The sequence below is a fragment of the Paraburkholderia sp. genome (assembly GCF_035948235.1).
Taxonomy (GTDB): domain Bacteria; phylum Pseudomonadota; class Gammaproteobacteria; order Burkholderiales; family Burkholderiaceae; genus Paraburkholderia.
This window is the reverse complement of record NZ_DASZJJ010000325.1, coordinates 1-19,403: the sequence shown is the minus strand read 5'-3', so window position 1 is coordinate 19,403 and position 19,403 is coordinate 1. Positions and strand designations below refer to the sequence as shown.

Annotated in this window: 16 protein-coding genes; 11 read left to right on the top strand and 5 right to left on the bottom strand. The window is 63.3% G+C overall.

All coding sequences use genetic code 11. The annotated features are described in order from the left end of the window. Positions 1–23: 23 nt before the first annotated feature. The 4 genes from VG320_RS28745 (at position 24) to VG320_RS28730 (ending at position 4,828) form a co-directional block, all read left to right on the top strand. Entirely contained in the window at positions 24–1,523 is a 1,500-nt protein-coding gene (locus tag VG320_RS28745; RefSeq protein WP_327203470.1) for a UbiD family decarboxylase, read from the top strand. A gap of 140 nt (positions 1,524–1,663) precedes the next feature. After that, positions 1,664–3,592: an FUSC family protein gene (locus VG320_RS28740; protein WP_327203469.1), complete on the top strand. Its 1,929-nt coding sequence runs from the start codon at positions 1,664–1,666 to the stop codon at positions 3,590–3,592. Positions 3,593–3,750: 158 nt separating this feature from the next. Beyond that, complete coding sequence (locus VG320_RS28735; RefSeq protein WP_205982044.1) at positions 3,751–4,353, top strand: UbiX family flavin prenyltransferase; 603 nt, start codon at positions 3,751–3,753, stop codon at positions 4,351–4,353. Positions 4,354–4,357: 4 nt separating this feature from the next. Further along, positions 4,358–4,828: a pyridoxamine 5'-phosphate oxidase family protein gene (locus tag VG320_RS28730; protein WP_327203468.1), complete on the top strand. Its 471-nt coding sequence runs from the start codon at positions 4,358–4,360 to the stop codon at positions 4,826–4,828. Here the strand turns inward: VG320_RS28730 and VG320_RS28725 are convergent. Beyond that, a complete protein-coding gene (locus tag VG320_RS28725) occupies positions 4,820–5,614 on the bottom strand; it encodes an IclR family transcriptional regulator (protein WP_327203467.1) in 795 nt (264 codons plus the stop codon). The two genes, VG320_RS28730 and VG320_RS28725, sit on opposite strands and share 9 nt — an antisense overlap. Positions 5,615–5,796: 182 nt before the next feature. On the opposite strand from VG320_RS28725, the gene VG320_RS28720 reads away from it, so the two are divergent. From VG320_RS28720 to VG320_RS28695, 6 genes are all read left to right on the top strand, one after another. Continuing rightward, the gene (locus VG320_RS28720) at positions 5,797–7,299 is read left to right on the top strand and encodes an MFS transporter (RefSeq protein WP_327203466.1); all 1,503 of its coding nucleotides are present in this window, start codon (positions 5,797–5,799) and stop codon (positions 7,297–7,299) included. A gap of 115 nt (positions 7,300–7,414) precedes the next feature. Next, the gene (locus VG320_RS28715; protein ID WP_327203465.1) at positions 7,415–8,536 is read left to right on the top strand and encodes an HlyD family secretion protein; all 1,122 of its coding nucleotides are present in this window, start codon (positions 7,415–7,417) and stop codon (positions 8,534–8,536) included. A gap of 2 nt (positions 8,537–8,538) precedes the next feature. Further along, positions 8,539–10,014: an efflux transporter outer membrane subunit gene (locus VG320_RS28710; RefSeq protein WP_327203464.1), complete on the top strand. Its 1,476-nt coding sequence runs from the start codon at positions 8,539–8,541 to the stop codon at positions 10,012–10,014. Between the two features lie 366 nt (positions 10,015–10,380). Continuing rightward, on the top strand, positions 10,381–10,920 hold the full coding sequence (locus tag VG320_RS28705) for a sugar dehydrogenase complex small subunit (protein WP_327203463.1): 540 nt from the start codon (positions 10,381–10,383) through the stop codon (positions 10,918–10,920). A gap of 13 nt (positions 10,921–10,933) precedes the next feature. Next, the gene (locus tag VG320_RS28700) at positions 10,934–12,535 is read left to right on the top strand and encodes a GMC family oxidoreductase (RefSeq protein WP_327203462.1); all 1,602 of its coding nucleotides are present in this window, start codon (positions 10,934–10,936) and stop codon (positions 12,533–12,535) included. A 10-nt stretch (positions 12,536–12,545) separates the two neighbouring features. Next, positions 12,546–13,880, top strand: coding sequence for a cytochrome c (locus tag VG320_RS28695; RefSeq protein ID WP_327203461.1), 1,335 nt, complete (start codon positions 12,546–12,548; stop codon positions 13,878–13,880). 50 nt (positions 13,881–13,930) lie between these two features. Here the strand turns inward: VG320_RS28695 and VG320_RS28690 are convergent, their stop codons facing one another. Both VG320_RS28690 and VG320_RS28685 read right to left on the bottom strand, forming a co-directional pair. Continuing rightward, complete coding sequence (locus tag VG320_RS28690) at positions 13,931–15,298, bottom strand: sensor histidine kinase (protein WP_327203460.1); 1,368 nt, start codon at positions 15,296–15,298, stop codon at positions 13,931–13,933. After that, entirely contained in the window at positions 15,295–16,008 is a 714-nt protein-coding gene (locus tag VG320_RS28685; protein WP_327203459.1) for a response regulator transcription factor, read from the bottom strand. Before VG320_RS28685 ends, VG320_RS28690 begins: the two co-directional genes overlap by 4 nt. Positions 16,009–16,245: 237 nt before the next feature. Between VG320_RS28685 and VG320_RS28680 the strand changes: the two genes are divergently transcribed. Next, positions 16,246–17,136, top strand: a complete 891-nt coding sequence (locus tag VG320_RS28680) for a MipA/OmpV family protein (protein ID WP_327203458.1) — start codon at positions 16,246–16,248, stop codon at positions 17,134–17,136. A gap of 93 nt (positions 17,137–17,229) precedes the next feature. Here the strand turns inward: VG320_RS28680 and VG320_RS28675 are convergent, their stop codons facing one another. Continuing rightward, positions 17,230–18,657, bottom strand: coding sequence for a M20 family metallopeptidase (locus VG320_RS28675; RefSeq protein WP_414696146.1), 1,428 nt, complete (start codon positions 18,655–18,657; stop codon positions 17,230–17,232). A 59-nt stretch (positions 18,658–18,716) separates the two neighbouring features. After that, a partial coding sequence (locus VG320_RS28670) for a porin (protein WP_327203456.1) occupies positions 18,717–19,403 on the bottom strand: 687 nt, incomplete at its 5' end.

Sequence of the window (19,403 nt, the reverse complement as noted above, 5' to 3'; positions counted from 1 at the left end):
TAGCCACACTGGAGAATCCGACCATGAGCGAACCGCTTCTCACCGCCGCCGACGTAACCGATCTGCGCTCCGCCATCGAACTGCTCAAGCAGCACGAAGGCGAGTATGTCGAAACCAGCGAACCCGTCGATCCCGAGGCGGAACTGTCGGGCGTCTACCGCTACGTCGGCGCGGGCGGCACCACCGCGCGCCCCACGAAAAAAGGCGGTCCCGCGATGGTGTTCAACACCGTAAAGGGCTTCCCGGCGTTTCGTGTAGCGATCGGCATGCTGGGTTCGCGCCAGCGCGTCGCACGCCTCCTTGGCGAAGCGCCCGAAAAACTCGGCTTCCTGCTGAAGGATTCGGTGCAACGCCCGATCGACCCGGTGGTCGTCGACGCTTCGCGCGCCCAGTGCCAGGAAGTCGTGCATCGCGCGGAAGATCCCGGCTTCGATCTGCGCACGCTGCTGCCCGCACCCACCAACACGCCCGAAGATGCCGGCCCCTACCTCACGATGGGCCTGTGCTACGCCGCCGATCCGGAAACCGGCGAGCACGACGTAACGATCCACCGCCTGTGCGTGCAAAGCAAGGACGAGCTGACGATGTGGCTCACGCCGGGCCGCCATATCGACGCCTTCCGCATGAAGGCCGAGGCCGCAGGCAAGCCGCTGCCGATTTCGGTGAGCATTGGCGTCGATCCGGCGATCTACGTGGCGGCCTGTTTCGAGCCGCCGACCACGCCGCTGGGCTTCGACGAACTGAAGATCGCGGGTGCGCTGCGTGGCCGTGCGGTCGAACTTTCGAAGTGCCTGACGATCGACGCACGCGCCATTGCACACGCTGAAATCGTCATCGAAGGCGAATTGCTGCCGAACGTGCGTCAGCGTGAAGACCAGAACACCGACACCGGCAAGGCCATGCCCGAATTCCCCGGCTACACCGGCGAAGCAAAGGACGCGCTGCCGGTCATCAAGGTGAAGGCCGTCACGCACCGCCTCAATCCGATCCTGCAGACCACCATGGGCCCGGGCGAAGAGCACGTCAACATGGCGGGCATTCCCACCGAGGCGAGCATCCTGCAGATGGTCGAGCGTGCGATGCCTGGCAAGCTGCTCAACGTATTTGCGCACACTTCGGGCGGCGGCAAGCTGCTTGCGGTCATGCAGTTCAAGAAGAGCGCCGCCGTCGACGAGGGCCGCCATCGCCAGGCTGCGTTGCTCGCGTTCGCCGCGTTCCCGGAGCTCAAGCATGTGATGCTGGTCGACGAGGACGTCGATATCTTCGACACCGACGACGTGCTGTGGGCCATGCAGACGCGCTATCAGGGCGATGTGGACACCGTGTTCATTCCCGGCGTGCGCTGCCATCCGCTCGATCCGTCGCAGACGCCCGCGTACAGCCCGAGCATTCTTGAAGTGGGCAGCTCGTGCAAGACGATTTTCGACTGCACGGTACCATTCAAGCTCAAGCACGAATTCGAGCGCTCGAAGTTTCTCGAAGTCGACGTGAACCGCTTCCTGCCCGGTTTCAATGCGCGCTAACCAGCGGCACTGACTCCTTGCCTGTCGTATCCTGACCTGCCGCCCTGCAATCTTCGCTGATCGCGGCGGCAAGGTCGGCAGCGACATATCCGATCGAACGACGCATCGAACAGCGGCTGCTGTATCGAGCCGCTATCATCGTGTCCGGCGCACGACTGACCCAGGTCGATCCTATGCATACTCCCTCTCCCTCAGGCATCGCCGTCCTGCTTCGCCAGCCGCTGCGCGCGCTGCGTGCCTTGTTGTCCTTGTTCTCCCTGCTCGCCTCACCCGCCGCCAGGCGGCGTTTTCCCTTCGCCGTGCGCGCCGGGCTGTGCTGCAGCATCCCCGTGATGATCGGGTGGTTTGCGGGCGACATTCAGGCGGGGCTGCTGGCCACCATCGGCTCCTTTACCGCGCTTTATGGCAGCGACCGTCCTTACCGCAATCGCGCCGTGCATCTCGCCGTCATCGCCTGCGCACTGGCTGCGGTCGTGTCGCTTGGCATCTACGTGACGCCGCATCACGCGGCGCTGGCAGTCGCGGTCGTCGCGCTGATTGCCGCGTTGGCCACCTTCATCTGCAATTCGTTGCGTATCGGGCCGCCCGGCGCGTATATGTTCGCGCTGGCTTGCGCAAGCGGCACCGGCATGGCCGCCAGCGGCGCCGACCCCTTGCGCAGCGGCCTCTACGTGCTGTGCGGCGGAGTCGTCTCGTGGCTCGCGCATATGGCAGGCGCGCTGATAGACCGGCGCGGCCCCGAGCGCGCGGCGACGGCCACAGCGGCGCACGCCGTCGCGGCCTTCGCCGAAGCGAGCGACGCTGCGCAGGGCCTCGCGGCACGTCACCGGGCCGCGCGCGCGCTCGACGACGCGTGGACGACGCTCGTCACGTGGCAATCCCCGCACGCGAGCCAGGACCCCGTGCTCGATGCGCTACGTCGCCAGGCGCGCCGGTTGCACACGATCTTTTCCCAACTGCTCACGGATGCGTCCGGCCACGAAGCACATGGCGACGAGTTTGCGCAGCTCGCGAATGAAGCACGCCACATCGGCAGCGAGGCGCGTCACGCGGCCCAGCCTTCTGCGCGGGCGGACGCATTGAGCACGTTCAGCGCACCGCCCACGCATCGCGGCGCATTCGCGGCGCTCGGGGAAAACATCGTGCCGTGGTCCAATCCGCTGCTGCTCGCGGCGCGCGTGGGCGTCGCCACCTTGATCGCGGGCGGCATCGGCGTGGCGCTCGGGCTCGATCGCGCCTATTGGGGCATGGCCGCCGTCGTCGTCGTGCTCAACCAGGCGTATGGCTGGCCCGGCACCCTGCGCCGCGCCTGTCACCGCGTGCTCGGCACGCTTGCGGGTTTGATCCTCGCGTGGGCCGTGCTCGCGCTGCATCCGCAAGGACTCTGGATCGCCGCGGCGGTTGGCCTGCTGCAATTCACCATCGAGATCTGGGTCGTGCTGCAGTATGCGATCGCCGCGGTCTTCATCACCGCCAATGCGCTCACCATCGCGGCGGGCGGCCAGGGCTTTCCGGCCATCACCCCTCTGTTCACCGCGCGGGCGCTCGATACGGCAATCGGCTGCGCGGTTGCGCTGGCCGTGTTCTTCTTCACCGTCCGCCGCTCCGCGCATCATCAGCTTCGCAGCGAAATGGCCCGCACCCTCGCTGCCGCCCAGCGCGTGCTGCGTAACCTCTCTCACGGCGATGCCGCCACGCCTGAGGCGCTCGAAGCGCGGCGCGCACTTCAACATCAGGCGGTCACGCTGCAGCAGGTGTTCGAAGCCGATGGCCCCGCCTTGCAGCGAAGCCCGCAACTCGCGCGCACGCTGGGCCAGACCGCCGCCGCCACGCAACGGCTCGTCTATCGGCTGCTCAATGCATGCTGGGAACAGGAAGCGGCAAATGAGGGCGAACACCCACGAACCGCAGCCGCCAGCTTCGGTGACTGCGTGCTCGCGCAGGAATGGCTGGAAGTCCTGAAGATCAACCTGAACGGCCAGGCAACCGGGCCGTGGCCGGACCGCTATCCGGCGATCCTCAACGAAGAAATCGTCGCCCTGAGCAGCGCCGCTCGAGAGACGCACTGAGCGCCCTCCTCGCAGGGCGGAATCACGCCCCATACATAAGTTTTATCTTATTGAAATTGCGTGTTCGAGTGTATCGATCTTCTAGGTTCAAGGCCGCATACTTTCCTTATCGACGGATGCATTCCGCACGCGCAACACGCACACTGGAGTCACACATCATGCAAAAGCCACGAGTCGTAGTCGGAATCAGCGGCGCCACCGGTTTCATGTACGGCGTCAAGGTGTTGCAGCTTCTGCGCGAACTGGGCGCGGAATCGCACCTCGTCATGTCGAAGGCCGCGGGCCTCACGCGCGAACACGAAACCACGCTGGCGCGTCAGGACGTGATCGATATGGCCGACGTGTTCTATCCCACGGGCGCCGTGGGCGCCGCGATCTCGAGCGGATCGTTTCGCACGGCGGGCATGATCGTCGCCCCCTGCTCGATGAACACGCTGGCCTGTATCGCCAATGGCGTAACCGAAAACCTCGTCACCCGCGCCGCCGACGTCACGCTCAAGGAGCGCCGCCGCCTCGTGCTGATGGTGCGCGAAACGCCGCTGCATCTGGGGCAGATCCGCAATATGGCGGCGGTGACGGAGTACGGCGCGATCGTGTTTCCGCCAGTTCCGGCGCTCTATGCCGGCCCGCAAACCGTCGACGCCATCATCACGCACAGCGCCGCGCGCGCGGTCGGCATGCTCGGCTTCGAATCGCAGGCGCAGCCGCGCTGGGGCGAAACGGTGGCGGCGCTTTCGGCCGAAGAAGAACTGCAATGGTAAGCGCATGAACACCTTGCCCAGCGACATCGCCGACTTCCTGCACGCGCATCACGTGCTCTCGCTCGCCGTGTGCAGCCAGGACGTACCGTGGGCCGCCAACGCCTTCTTTGCCTTCGACAAGGCAACGGCGAGCCTCGCGATCCTCGGGCACCTGGAGACGCAGCACGCACGCATGCTGCTGGCCAATTGCCATGTGGCCGGCACCATCGCGGGCCAACCGGCCAGCCTGAGCGAGATCACCGGCATGCAGTTCTACGGGCTGGCGCGCGTGGTCGAGGACGAGGCCGAACGGCGCGCGGGCCTGAAGCTCTACCACGCGCGTTTCCCGTTCGCGGCTGGCATGGCCGCGCCGCTCTGGCGCATTCATCTGCTGCGCCTGAAGCTCACGGACAACCGCACGACGTTCGGCAGCAAGACGATCTGGGAGCGCCACGCGCAGGCCGCGAGCGGCGCAAGCTCGCCGCTTTCAGGCTGACGCGCCCGTAATACGCCGCGCCAGCACGCGTGCGCTGTCGAGCAACGCTGCGGCAATCGCCGCGCGTTCCGCCGGAAAGCGCGCCGTCGGCAGCGTCACGACGATCGAATAAGGCTTGCCGCCCAGTTCGACGGCAATGGCCAGCGCCGATATGCCCTCGAACGGTTGATCCTCTTCGATCGCGTAACCATCGTTGCGGGCCTGCGCAAGTTCGGCGTCGAAGGCCGCGCGATCGACGTCACCATCAGCGGCGGCAATCTGCGCTTCGCGCGCGGTGTCCGCAAGGATCGCGAGCATGGCCTTGCCCGGCGCGCTGGTGAACAGATCGACTTCGAGCACCTTCGGCAGCACCACGCGCAGCGGCCGGGGCGAACTGAGCGTTTCGAGCACGAGCACACGGCCGTCGGCCAGCGTGGTGAGGACCACCGACTCGTCGAGTTCGGCCAGCAGCCGGCTCATTTCGCCGCGAAATACCTCGACGGGATCGGTGTCGAGTCCGCGCGCCAGCACGCCCATCGTCGGCCCCAGGCAAAAGCCGCCGCCCGCGGGGGCAGGCGCGACCATGCCCTCGTCTTCGAGCGCGCCGACGATGCGCTGCACCGTCGAGCGCGGCAGTTCGACGCGCGCAGCGATGGCGCCGAGACTCAGCCCGTTATGGCCCTGCTCGGCCAGCACGCGCAGCACGCCCACGGCGCGCCGGATGACCTGAATGCCCGAGCGCGAGTCGTCGCCGCGCTCCTCGTGAGACACGCCCGCTGGGACTGATGCTTCGTTTTTCTTGACCATGGTTCCAAAGAGGTGTCATCGCAACGAATAACCACAATAACCGCATTGTGATACATTGCACCGCATTACGGTTACTCGCATTATCAACGCGGGGCGTGGCAGCGCTCACCGCGAGTCGTTAGAAGGAAATGATTTTGGACAAAAAACCCTTGATTGGGCTCGGCGGCGTCATCGTGGCAGCAATGTCCGCCGAATTCAACGATCAGGTGGGGTCGGCGGCGATGATCGACGTGCGCGGCGCGCTAGGCATCGGTCACGATCCGGGCCTCTGGATCGAAAGTCTGTATCTCTCGGGCATGGTGATCGGCATGGCGCTCTCGCCGTGCTGGTCGGCGGCGGTCACGCTCAAGCGCATGGTGCTGTTCGCCATTGCGCTGAACTGCGTGGCCACCGCCCTCCTGCCGCTCGCGCCCAACGAAGCGTGCTTTTTTGCGCTGCGCGCCGTCGAAGGCTTTGCGCACGGCCTCACCATCCCCCTGCTGATGACGACGGCGCTCAAGTACCTCACGCCGAACATCCGTCTCTGGGGTCTCGCGTGCTACGCGCTCACGGCGACCTTCTTCCCGAACCTGAGCGCGGCGGTTTCCGCGTTGTGGACCGATGTGGTCGGCTGGCAGTTCGTGTTCTTCGAGGCGATTCCGCTGTGCACGATCGCCGCGCTGTGCGTCTGGTACGGCATGCCGCAGGATCCGCCGCACTACGAACGCCTGCGCCAGTACGACTGGCCAGGCACGGTGCTGGTCGTCGTGGGTCTGGGTGCGCTCACCACGATGCTCCAGCACGGTAGCCGCCTCGACTGGTTCGAGTCGAAGTTCATCTGCACGCTCGCCCTCATCAGCGCGATTGCGCTGCCGCTGCTGGTCCTGAACGAGTGCCGCCAGACGATTCCGCTGTTCCGCCCACAGCTGCTCAAGCGCCGCAACTTCGCCTATGGCGTGTTCACGCTGTTTTGCTTCGTGATGGTGGCGATGTCGAGTTCGACCGTGCCGTCCGAATATCTCGCCGATGTGCAGGGCTTTCGTCCCCTGCAGATCTGGACCGTGATGGCCTTGGTGGCCGCGTTGCAGCTGATCTTCCTGCCGCTCGTCGTCAAATTGCTCGACATCGAATGGATCGACGCGCGCTGGGTCAACGGCATGGGCCTCTTGTGCCTGATCGCCGCATGCATCGGTTCGAGCCAGCTCGATTCCACCTGGAGCCGCGAACAGTTCTACCTGTGGCAGGCGGTTTCCGGCTTCGGCCAGGCGTGCGTGGTCCTGTCGCTCCTGATGATGGCGACCAACGCGCTCGTGCCGCAAGACGGCCCGTTCGCTTCGTCGCTGGTCAACATGCCGCGCGGTTTGAGCGAAGTGATCGGCGCGTGCCTGCTGGAGTTGATGGCGCGTTTTCGCGGCCAGTTGCATGCCACGCGTCTGCTGGAAAGCGCGGGCACGCATCGCTATTCGACCTTGCAGGCCGCAGGCGGACTGGATGCCCAGCATCTTCCGCCGCTGCTCGCCGATGGCGCGCAACGCAGCGCGGGCAGTCTCGCGGGCTTTGCACACGCCATCGACGTGCAGCGCGCCGTGATGGTTATCAGCGACGACTATCTGCTGCTCGCGGGCGTCGCCACGATCATCTTCGTGGTGCTGCTGGTGTTGCCGCAACGCACATGGCCGCCGCGCATCGCGCTTCTCAAGAAGTAACAACGAATTGAAACAGTAAAACGCTATCGGTTTGCCCATGAATAACATGACTCAACCTGCCGCAGCCGCGGCGAAGCCCCTCGCATCCCAGGACACTCCGCCGAAGAAAAGCCGCGTGCCGCTCGTCGTTGGTATCGCCGTGGTGGTGATCTTTGCCGGCGTCGCCGGCTGGAAAATCTACGCGCCAAGCGCCAGCGTCTGGACCGACGACGCGCGCATCACCGCGCACTACACGACGATCGCGCCGCGCGTCGCGGGCCAGATCGCCAGCGTCAACGTCGACGACAACCAGACCGTGCGCGCGGGCCAGTTGCTCGCGACGCTAGACGACCGCGACTACCGCACCGCCGTCGAGCGCGCCCAGTCCCAACTCGACCACGACCGCGCCCAGGTGGACGACGCCTCCGCGTCGGTCGCGCGTCAGCCCGACGTGATCGCGCAGAACAGCGCGCAGGTCCAGCAGATCGAAGCGCGCCTCGCGCTCGCGCAGTCCAACGCCACGCGTTACCGCAATCTCGCGGCGTTCGGCTCCGGCTCGAAGCAGGACACCGAAGCCGCCGATGCGACCTTGCGCGAACAGAGCGCACAACTGGCGCAGGCGCGTGCCGCTGTGAGCGCCGCGCAGCATCAACTGGACCTGCTCAAGGCACAGCACGCGGCGGCCATCGCCACCGTGCACGCCGACGAAGCCGCGCTCGCGCAGGCACAACTGAACCTCAGCTATACGCGCATCGTCGCGCCGATGGATGGCGTAGTGGGCGAGCGCGCCGTGGAGCCTGGCAACTACGTGAGTCCGGGCGCTGCGCTGATGGCGCTTGTGCCCGCGAAGGGCATGTATGTGGAAGCGCAGTATCGCGAAGTCGCGCTCAAGCATATGCAACCAGGACAGCATGTACGCGTGCACGTGGATGCCTACGATATCGACTTGAACGGCGTGGTGGACAGCGTGCCTCCTTCGACGGGCGCGGAATTCTCACCGATTGCGCCCGATAACGCCACCGGCAACTTCACGAAGATCGTCCAGCGCCTGCCTGTGAAAATTGTGTTCGCGCCGGATCAACCGAAGGCCGCGCTGCTGCGCCTGGGCATGTCGGTGGAGACGACGGTGCAGACGGATTACGCCAACGTCGTGGGCACGGTACATGACACTTATCATGCCGATTCGCACGCAGATTCGCACGATGCAAATGGCGAACAGATGACTTCGCGCGCCGCCCATCCCGCAGACGGAGCGTGAACATGATTATTCGCGATCCTAAACACAACCGGCGCAGAACCGCTACGGCTGCGCGCATGCTGGGCACGCTCAGTATTGTCGGCGCGTTGCTTGCTGGCTGCACGGTCGGGCCGCGCTTCGAGCGTCCCAACCCACCCACGCCGTCGGTCTGGCATGTTACGCCCGGCGACGGCACGAGCGACGTGACCACCGCCGCTATCGACGAAACCTGGTGGACGCACTTCCAGGACCCCGAACTCGACAGCCTCGTGCAGCGCCTCGTGCGCCAGAACCTTGATCTCGCGAGCGCGAGCGAACGCGTGATCGAAGCCCAGGCGGCGCGCAAAGTGACGGCTTCGGCGGGCATGCCCAACGTGGGCGCATCGGTTTCGCAGTCGCACGAGCGCATCAGCGCTACCGGCACCTCCACGCTTGTGACGCATCCGGCAGGCGCCCCGCTCGAATACAACGACTGGAGCGGCGGGCTTTCAGCGTCATGGGAACTCGATCTGTTCGGCCGCGTGCGCCGCGCCGTGGAAGCCGCGGACGCCGGTAGCGCCGCCGCCGACGAGGCACGCCGCGGTGTGGCGCTCGACGCACTCGCCGAACTCGCCGACAACTACATGACGCTGCGCGGCGCGCAGGCGCGCGAAGCCATCGTACAGCGCAACCTCGACACAGCCACGCATTCGCTTGCGCTGGTCGAAAATCAGTACGCCAACGGCATCGGCAATAACCTGGACGTGGCGCGTGCAAAGGCAACGCGTGAATCGATCGCCGCGCTGCTGCCCGATCTGCAGACCACGGAACAACAAAGCATCAATGCGATTGGACTGTTGCTTGCGCAACCACCGCGCGCGCTGCAAGCCGAGCTGGCGTCCGTCAAGGATCTGCCGCTGTTGCCGCCGAGCGTCCCCGCTGGCCTGCCGTCCGCGCTGCTACGGCGACGCCCCGATATCCGCGAGGCGGAAGCGCGTTTGCATCAGGCAACCGCACAAACTGGCGTGGCAGTGGCCTCGTTCTATCCCGACGTAAGCCTCACCGGGAGCGTCGGCACGGAGGGCCTGAGCTTCGGCAATCTGTTCGCGCTACCGAGCCGCGCGTTTTCGCTTGGCCCCTCTATCGACATTCCGATCTTCGAGGGCGGCCGCCTGCACGGCATGCTGAAGTTGCGCCGCGCGCAGCAACGTGAAGCGGCGATTGCGTATCAGAAGACCGTATTGCAGGCATGGCGAGATGTCGATAACGCGATGACCGCCTACGGCAACACCCAGCGCCGACGCAGCGAACTCGCGCAAGCCGTCAGCCAGGATCGCAATGCACTGGCCGCCGCGACGCAGCGTTATCAGCAAGGCAGTTCGAGCTATCTGGAAGTCGATAGCGCGCAAAGCGCGTTGCTCGCCGGTGAGGACAATCTTGTGCAGGCCGATATGGTGCTACGGCAGGAGCTTGTGGCGCTGTACAAGGCGCTAGGCGGCGGATGGTCGGTCGTGGGTTGAGCACTGCGCGCCGCTAAACGAACACGTAGCGAACACGTAGCGAACACGCGAAGATTTCACACCCCCAGGTGTGATGGCCGAGGCGCACGCCTCGTTTGCGGCCCTGGTTTTGACCCCGCCAGGGCCGTTTTTTTCTTGATCGCGTGCGCTCACATCAGACAAAAAAGAAATGCAATTGACCCCAAATTAACTTCGCGATCCGCTCGTGCTTTTGTGCCAAATTAGAAAATTGCAATCCTGCGTGCGGCTTTTCATCGCATCGAGTACACTCGCGTCGCAAATATTAACCAGTTAGTACATTCCGCGTTCGATCATCGCACGTTCGGCGATACGAGAGGACGCAGCAAGAGTGACAGAAAAAAGACCATGAACTTATTCCCCACAGGGTCGTTCGCACCATCGCGGCGGCAGTTCATTATCGGCACGGCCGTCGTGGCGACCGTCGGTGCCGTCAGCGGACTGGCGAGCCTGCATACCGCCGTCGCGCAGGAAAGCGCCGCAAGCGATGCGAACTTCACCGCGTTCATGCGGCTCTCGCAGTATCTGACCGGCAAGACCACACTCGATGTGGAAATCGGCCGCGCGATCCTCGCAGGTCTGCTGGACGACGACGCCAGCGCGAACACCGCGATCGCGCAGCTCAATGATTTCGTCGCGCGCACGAATACCCCTGCAAACACGCTGCAATCGGTGCTTGATGCCTCACAGCCGGCGCTCGCGAAGCTGCCGAAGAAAGTGGTGACGGCGTGGTATCTCGGCGTGGTCGGCACGGGCAAGAAGGCCCGCACCGTCGCCTACGAGCAGGCGCTCATGTATCCGCCAATCGCCGACGTCATCGTCATGCCGAGCTACGCGCGCGGCGTCCCCGGCTACTGGGCCAAGCCGCCCGTGCTGTCCCACTCCTGATCCCCGCATTCCCATGGCAACGAATCAATCCGCCGACGTTGTGATCGTCGGCGCCGGTATCGCGTCCGGTCAGATCGCGCAGAAACTCGCCAAGGCGGGCATCGACGTCCTCATGCTGGAGGCCGGCCCGCGCATCGAGCGCTGGCGCATCGTCGAAAATTACCGGAATAGTCCATTTAAGTCGGATTTCCAGTCGCCGTATCCGCCCACGGAGCACGCGCCGCATCCGCAGTATTCACCGAGCAACGACTATCTCGTGCAGCGCGGTCCGGAGCAGTACAAGGCCGGCTATCTGCGCATGGTGGGCGGTACGACGTGGCACTGGTCCGCGCAATCGTGGCGTCTCTTGCCCAACGACATGAAGCTGAAGACGCTTTATGGCGTGGGCCGCGACTGGCCGATCAGCTATGACGATCTCGAGCCGTATTACTACGAGGCCGAAGTCGAAATGGGCGTGGGCGGCCCCGACGATCTCGGCTCGCCGCGCTCGAAGCCTTATCCGCATCCGGCGTTGCCGCTGTCCGACTTCGACCAGAAGTTCAAGGACGTCGTCGAGAAAGCGGGCTACAAGCACGTGACCGAACCGGCCGCGCGCAATACCGCGCCGTTCGATGGCCGCCCCGCCTGTTGCGGCAACAGCAACTGCATGCCGATCTGCCCGATCGAAGCGCAGTACACGGGCGAAACCGCGATCCGCAAGGCCGAGGCCGCGAAAGCACGCCTGCTGCCCAACGCCGTGGTCTATCGCATCGAGCACGACGAGCGCGATCGCATCGTGGCGGTGCACTACAAAGACCCGGACGGCAACACGCAGCGCGTGACCGGCAAGATCTTCGTGCTGGCCTCGAACGCCATCGAGACGCCCAAGCTCATGCTGATCTCGAAGAGCGACAAGTTCCAGAACGGTATCGGCAATAGCTCGGACCAGGTGGGCCGCAACCTGATGGACCACCCGGGCACGACGGTCACGTTCCTGTCCGCCGAGCCGATGTGGCCGGGCCGCGGCCCGATGCGCCTCTCGTGCATCAACAATCTGCGCGACGGTGCATTCCGCTCCGAATATTCGGCGATGAAACTCAACGTCGGTAATTATTCGCCGATGCGGGCCGTCACCGATTATCTGATTTCGAAAGGCGTGTACGGCGCGGAGCTCGACGAGAAGATTCGCGAGTACGCCTCGCGCTGGGTGGTGGTGAACAGCTTCTTCGATATTCTTCCGGACCCGGAAAACCGCATCACCGCGAGCACGGAGTTCAAGGACAAGCTGGGCATTGCGCGTCCCGAAGTGCACTACCGTATCGACGATTACATCAACAAGGCGGCGAAGGTGGCGCGTGGTCATTACGCCAATATCGCCAACCTGTTCGGCGGCACCGAGGTGCGGTTCGACGACAAATACTTCAACAACAACCACATCATGGGCACGCTCATCATGGGCGACGATCCGCGCGATTCGGTGGTTGACAAGGATCTGCGTTCGCACGATCACGAGAATCTCTTCATCGCATCGAGCGGCACGATGGCGAGTGCGGGGACGGTGAACTGCACGCTGACGCTGTGCGCGCTGTCGATGCGTCTGGCCGACAAGCTGATCGACGAAATGAAGCATGCGTGAGGCGAGCGCGATGAAAACGAACTCCAATACGACACATCAACGTCCGCGCTTCGGTGCGCTGCGCAAATGGCTGCCCGCGGGCGCGCTTGCGTTGAGCGGGCTGTTTACCGGCGCGCTCGCGCACGCGGCCGCCAGCAGCGCCGATGCCTCGCTCGTCAAGCGCGGCGAATATCTCGCGCGCGCGGCAGACTGTATTGCCTGCCACACGTCGAATAAAGCGCAGCCCTATGCGGGCGGCGTGCCGTTCAACTTGCCTTTCGGCACGATCTATTCGACCAATATCACGCCGGACAAGACCTATGGCATCGGCAGCCTGAGCGACGCGGATTTTATCGGCGCGGTGCGTGAGGGCAAGTCGAAGGACGGCAAGCGCCTGTATCCGGCGATGCCCTACACGTCCTATACGCAACTCACCGACGACGACATCCTGGCGATCCGCGCCTATCTGCGCACGATCGCGCCGGTCGGCAAGCCCGCGCCCGCGAATACGCTCGGCTTCCCGTTCAACCAGCGCTGGGCGATGGTGTTCTGGAATCTCTTCAACTTCGACTCGGGCCGTTTCCAGCCCGATCCCGCGAAGAGCGCCGAATGGAATCGCGGTGCGTATCTGGTCGGTGCGTTGGCGCATTGTCAGGAGTGCCACACGCCTCGCAACTTCATGCAGGGCCTCTCGAGCAAATCGCTCGCGGGCGCGCAGCTCGGCAACTGGACAGCGTATAACGTCACGCCCGACCCGGTTGCCGGCATTGGCGGCTGGAGCGATGCTGAACTGATCGCCTATCTGCGTGACGGTGCGGCGCCTGGCGTGGCGAACGCCGCAGGGCCGATGGCGGAAGTGGTCGAGAACAGCACGCGCTTTCTCTCGGATCAGGATCTGAAGGCGATGGCGACCTATCTGCGCACGGTGCCCGCACAGAGCAATGGCGCGCAAGGCGCGAACCAGCCCCGCTATGGCTGGGGCTCGCCGATCCAGAGCGTCACGGCGCTGCGCAGCCAGCCGCTGACCGTGCTGGGCGGCGGCGGTGTCGCCGACGGTCGCACGCTCTACAACGCCAATTGCGCGAGCTGCCACGGCTGGCAAGGCACGGGCGTGGGCGGCAAGGATGCCGGCGCATATCCTTCGCTGATGCATAACAGCAGCGTGGGCGCGCCGAACGCCGATAACCTCACGATGGTGGTGCTGCACGGCGTGAGCCGCGAGACCAATCACGGTCACATGTCGATGCCGGCATTTGAAGGCGAGTTGAGCGATGCAGAAGTCGCCACGCTGGTGAACTTCGTCACGACGCAGTTCGGCAATCCGGCCGCGACGACCGACGCCGCGAAAGTCGCGAAAATGCGCTAAATAGCGCTGAAAGCAGGCGTCGGGAAAATCTTCTCGACGCCTGCACAACACTACGTTTCGTTTCGCGCGATTTTATCGGTCACCGGCAAGGTGACACATACCGTCAGTCCACCGCCGTGCCGGTTGCGAAGGACGATATTTCCTGCATGAGCACGCACCACGGCCAATGCCGACGTCAGGCCAAGCCCCATCCCTCCCGTCGAACGGTTACGGGATTGCTCGATCCTGAAGAACGGGTTAAACACCTTCTCCAGTGCCTCTGAAGGAATGCCGGGGCCGCGATCGCTGATCGTCACCGTCACGCCGGTCTGCGCGCAGATCAGTTGCACATCGGCGCTTCCTCCCCATTTCAGCGCGTTGTCGATGAGATTCATGCATGCGCGTCTCAACGAAAACGGGCGCCCACTCATTGCGAAGCGATCGGGCCCGACGTAGCGCACTTCGGCGCCCTGATCGCTATAGTCGTCGGCAATCGTGCGCAGAAGGCCCGCGAAATCGAATACCGTGGCCTCTTCATCCTTGTAGTCGTCGCGGAAAAACGATAGCGCCGAATCCGCCATGGCCTGCAAATCATCGACATCCCGAAACAGGCGCGCGCGCTGCTCATCGTCTTCGATGAATTCACCGCGCAGGCGGATTTTTGTCAGCGGCGTGCGCAGATCGTGCGACATGGCCGCCAGCATCAGCGTGCGGTCATCCACGAATTTTTGTAGCTGCGCCTGAAGGGCGTTGAATGCCGCGATAGCCGCACGCAATTCTTTTGGACCGGTCTCACGCACCGGTTTTGCGCGCGGGTCGCCGCCTATACGACGAAGCTCATCGGCAAATTGCCTGATCGGTGCGGCCAGAAAGCAGGTTGCCAAAAGCGAGGCGGCCAGAATCAGCGCTGCGACGGACACCAGCATCGTCGCCAGCCTCGCGGGCAGGAGTTTTCCCAGCCGCCGGTGATTGGCGATGAACAACACCCAACTGTGGTCGCGAAGTTGCACGGCCATAAAGTACGCGTTGGGATGCGCAATGCGATCGAAATCGATGCTCGAAGCCAGCGAATCGGCCGACGTGAAAATGACGGATTCGCGCACGCGCTCAGTTCCGCGAAATCGCTCCGTTTTACCGAGGCCAGGCTCACGAAGTCTTGCCGTCGCAAACATGTGTGCGAGCGCTACGGATGAGGGATACCAGATGACCCTGTCGGCAATCGTGACCGTATCGGCCAGATGCTGCCGGTCCTGCGGCGGCGCAGCCTCGATCATACGAATGGCGTCGTCGGCGCGATCGAGTTCCGCTCTTTCCGCGCTGGAAGGCCCGGCAACATGATCGAAGAGCACGCTCAAGGCAAGCACGCTTAAAATCGCGGCGCCCACGGTTAGCGCAATGCGCCACGCAATGGTGTCGGGCAAGCCGAGGCGCAGTTTCATCCGCGACGAACCGTGGGAGTGAACATATATCCGCCACCACGAACGGTTCTAATAACCGATTCGGCATCCGGCTCGGTATCGAGTTTGCGGCGCAAGCGCGCGACCTGGACGTCGATGCTGCGATCGTAGACCTCGCAGGTCGAACCACGCGCCATGTCGAGCAACTGGTCGCGGGTCAGCACGCGCTGCGGGTGCTCCGCAAATACGAGCAAAAGATCGAATTCGCCACTCGACAGTATCGTCAAGGTCTTGTCGGCCGAGCGCAGTTCACGTCTGGCGATATCGAGCCGCCATCCCGCAAACGAAAGCACCGGCCGCGTTGCCGTGCTGCTGATCACCGTGTCGGTTTGCGTCGTCCTGCGTAACACCGCTTTCACGCGCGCGAGAAGCTCGCGTGCATCGAACGGCTTCACCAGATAGTCGTCAGCGCCAATTTCGAGGCCCACGACCCGGTCCACATGATCCGCCACCGCGGTCAGCATGATGACGGGAATTTTCGAGGTGGCGCGTAGCTGCCGGCAAAGACTGAATCCGTCTTCCCCCGGAAGCATGACGTCCAGAATAACAAGGTCGATTTGCTGATGTTCGATCGCTTCGAACAGACTTTCCCCATTGGTCGCCACGCTAACCTCGTGGCCGTGTCTGCGGAAAAAGCCTGTAAGCAGGGACCTGATGTCCTCTTCGTCATCAACTACCAGAATGTGCGGCATATAAGTCATTTCCCGATGCTAACTGAAGTGGCGCGCCGCCTGATTTCAGTCATCCGTCGCGATTATTACTACACAGACACTTTGTTTCAGCGCTGCAATACAGCGCACATCATAGCTTCGATTTACCTCCGTAAGCTGCGAGTCCTCGTCTGAACATTGGTCGGCATGTCTCGTCGCGATTTGCCCGCGACGACAAGATCTTACCCACCAGAAAGTTATCGAAAGAAAGAAGCCGCCGTGGCTTCTTCGACGCTTTTTTCTTCAGCGAAGCCTCAGGAGAATTCCATGCATTTCTTGAAGCGCCCCGCCAGCGCGGGACGTTTTGCCGCCTTGACTGCTGCTCTGGCTGCCGGCCCGGCATTCGCGCAAAGCAGCACGACACCTGCTGCGCAGGCAGCGACCGCAACAATCCCTGTCGACGACGGCTGGCGATATTCACTGGGTTTCGGCGTGTTCGAAACCCCCAAATATCAGGGAGCCAGCGCGACGCGCTTTCAGCCGGCGCCAATTGTCGGCGTGGCCTATGGCCGATATTTCTTCGGATCGGTTGCAGACGCAAACGTACCGTTCGGACTTGGCGCGTTCCTGTATCGTGACGATCATTTTCGCCTGGGCGTAGCGCTGTCCTACGATCTGGTGAGTCCGCGCGATACTTCCGATGATTTCCATCTGCATGGCTTGCCGGACATTAATCGCACGGCGCATGCAACGCTTTTCGGCAGCTACAACCTCGACTGGCTTTCGGTTGTCGGCGCCGTGTCCCAGGATATCGCGGGCGAGAAAGAAGGCACCACGGCCTCGCTGGATGTTTTGGGCCGCTATCACCCAGGCAGTAAATGGACGTTGTCTGCTGGACCAGGCATCACGTGGGGCAGCGCGCAATATAACCAGACATTCTTCGGCGTCGATGCGGCTGGCAGCGCCCGCTCAGGCCTCGCGGCCTATTCGCCGGGCGCCGGCATTGCCGCACTTCGCGTGACTGCAGGCGCAAGCTACCTGCTCACGAAACACTGGAGTTTTGGCGCACGGGTGGTCGCTACGAGATTGCCGGGCGTGGTAGGCAACAGCCCGATCGTGGAGAAGAAAACGCAAATGACCTACGGGGCTTTCGCTGGTTATTCGTTCTAGCGCGTAGATAGGGCCCGCATTCACGCGGGCCCTTCGTTTTTTACGCTCAAACAGCCGCTAAAATTCAGCGTACCCGGGCGCACTCAGCCAATATTACGCGCCGCGCGGCAACGGCGGTGCCACGCCGTCCGGGATCGGGCACACATAAGGTTCCTTCGCGAGTCGCTCCTGCAATTCCGTGCGCGCAGCCGCGAGCAGCAGTGAATTCGAATACAGTTCAAGCGCTGTCGCGGCCATGGTCTTTGAAGCGAGCACCATGCCTTTGTGCGCAATTGCGCTTTTACCCTGCGCGACCCACTGCCATGAATGCGGCGAGGTGCCGAACGCAAAGCACGCAGTCATGCATTGCACCGTCGGCGTCACCCAACTTACGTCGCCCACGTCGGTCGAGCCATGCATCTGCGAGGGCCGATCGTTGTCGAGCGCGTCGATGCGATCGAACAACGCCTTCGGCTCGCGCCATGCGGCCTGCAGCATGCGCCCCGCCATGTCGATCTCGTCCGGGCGTGTCGTGCGATGCATCGAATCGGCGAACTCGATTTCCTGAGGCGTATAGGCCGGCGCGCCCAGTTCCTTAAGCTTCGCCTGCATCAATTCATTAAGCGTGGTGTTGCGCAGCAGATTCGAGCAGGCCGAGTGCACTTCGATTTCAAGCTGGCAATCGGTCATGAGCGCCGCACCGCGTGCGATATTGCAAACCCGTTCATAGAGTTCGTTCACGTCGCGGTTGCGCGGCGCACGAATCATATAGAGCGCGCTTGCATTCGGCTGTACGACATTGGGCGCAATGCCGCCGCTATCGGTGATTGCGTAATGCACGCGCGCGTCTGGAATCATGTGCTCGCGCAGAAAATTCGTGCCGATGTTCATCAATTCCAGCGCGTCGAGCGCGCTGCGTCCGAGATGCGGTGACGCACCCGCATGTGCGGCCACGCCCTTGAAGCGAAAATACGCCTGCTTTACCGCAAGGCTTTCGAGATTCATGATCGTATTGGCGACGCCCGGATGCCAGGTGATGGCTGCCGATACGTCGTCGAAAAGGCCCGCACGCGTCATATACGTCTTGCCCCAGCCGCCTTCTTCGGCGGGGCAGCCGTAGAAGCGCACGGTGCCTTCGATTCCCGCGCGCTCAAGCGTCTCCTTCACCGCTACCGCCGCCAGATGCGCAGCCGTACCAAGCAGATGATGACCGCAGCCGTGGCCATTCCCATTGGCGATTTCCGTGGAGGGGCAGCACGACAGCGCGAGGCTTTCCTGACTAAGGCCGGAAAGCGCGTCGAATTCGCCGAGAATCGCAATCACGGGACCGCCCGAACCGGCCTCCGCCACGAACGCGGTGGGAATGCCGGCCACGCCTTCCCGCACGCGGAAACCCTCCGACTTCAGTAGCGCGATATGCGCGCTCGCCGATTGCTGCTCGTGATAGCCCAGCTCGGCGTATCGCCAGATATCGTCGGCCAGGGTGACATAGCGCTGCTTGTTGCTTTCAATAAAGTCATCGACAAGTTCGATCGGCATGATGTTCTCCTGATGGGTTTCGCCAGTCATTGAGGAATGCCTGGCAACACTACTTGTTGGCGTTAGAAGGTATGCGTGATGCCCAGCGTGATGCTAGAAAACGTGCGGCCCGGCGCGGTGGATGGCGAGCCGCTGTCGTAGTTGTAAGTCATGCTCGAATGCGGGCCGTTGCGCATTACGCCCAGACGGCCATACAGCGACGTGCGTTTCGAAATGAAATGATCGATACCGACGGTGCCTCCATAGGCGTAGTCGCCGGAGATCGTCGTGTCGCGAAACGCCGCCGACGCGCGCACCAGATCGACGCCCCACCACTTCTGCATGCCAACCAGATAGAGATTGGCGATGGCGCTCGTCGCCGCCTGCGGCACGTAGCGGATATAGGCGCCCTGCGCGATAAACGGACCGACATCGAAGAGAACGCTCGCCAGATACGTATCGGTGCGCTTGCCAGGCGCGTCGTTGGCCGTGCTGCTGCAATCGCCGCTCATGCCGGGATCGCACCAGCCCTGCCCGAATGCCACCGATACAACCGCGCGTTTGCCCGCATACGACACCATCGCGGATCGCTGATGGACCGCCGGCCCAACGCTCTGGTCCTGCTTGAACGAGTAGCTCAGATCGATGCCGAAATGACCGAAACGCGGCGAGATATAACGGATCGTGTTCGGCAGGCGGCCGAGCGCATCGCTATTCGCGCCCGTGCCCAGATCGGATGTGCTCAGCAGATAGGTATAGGCCGATTCGTG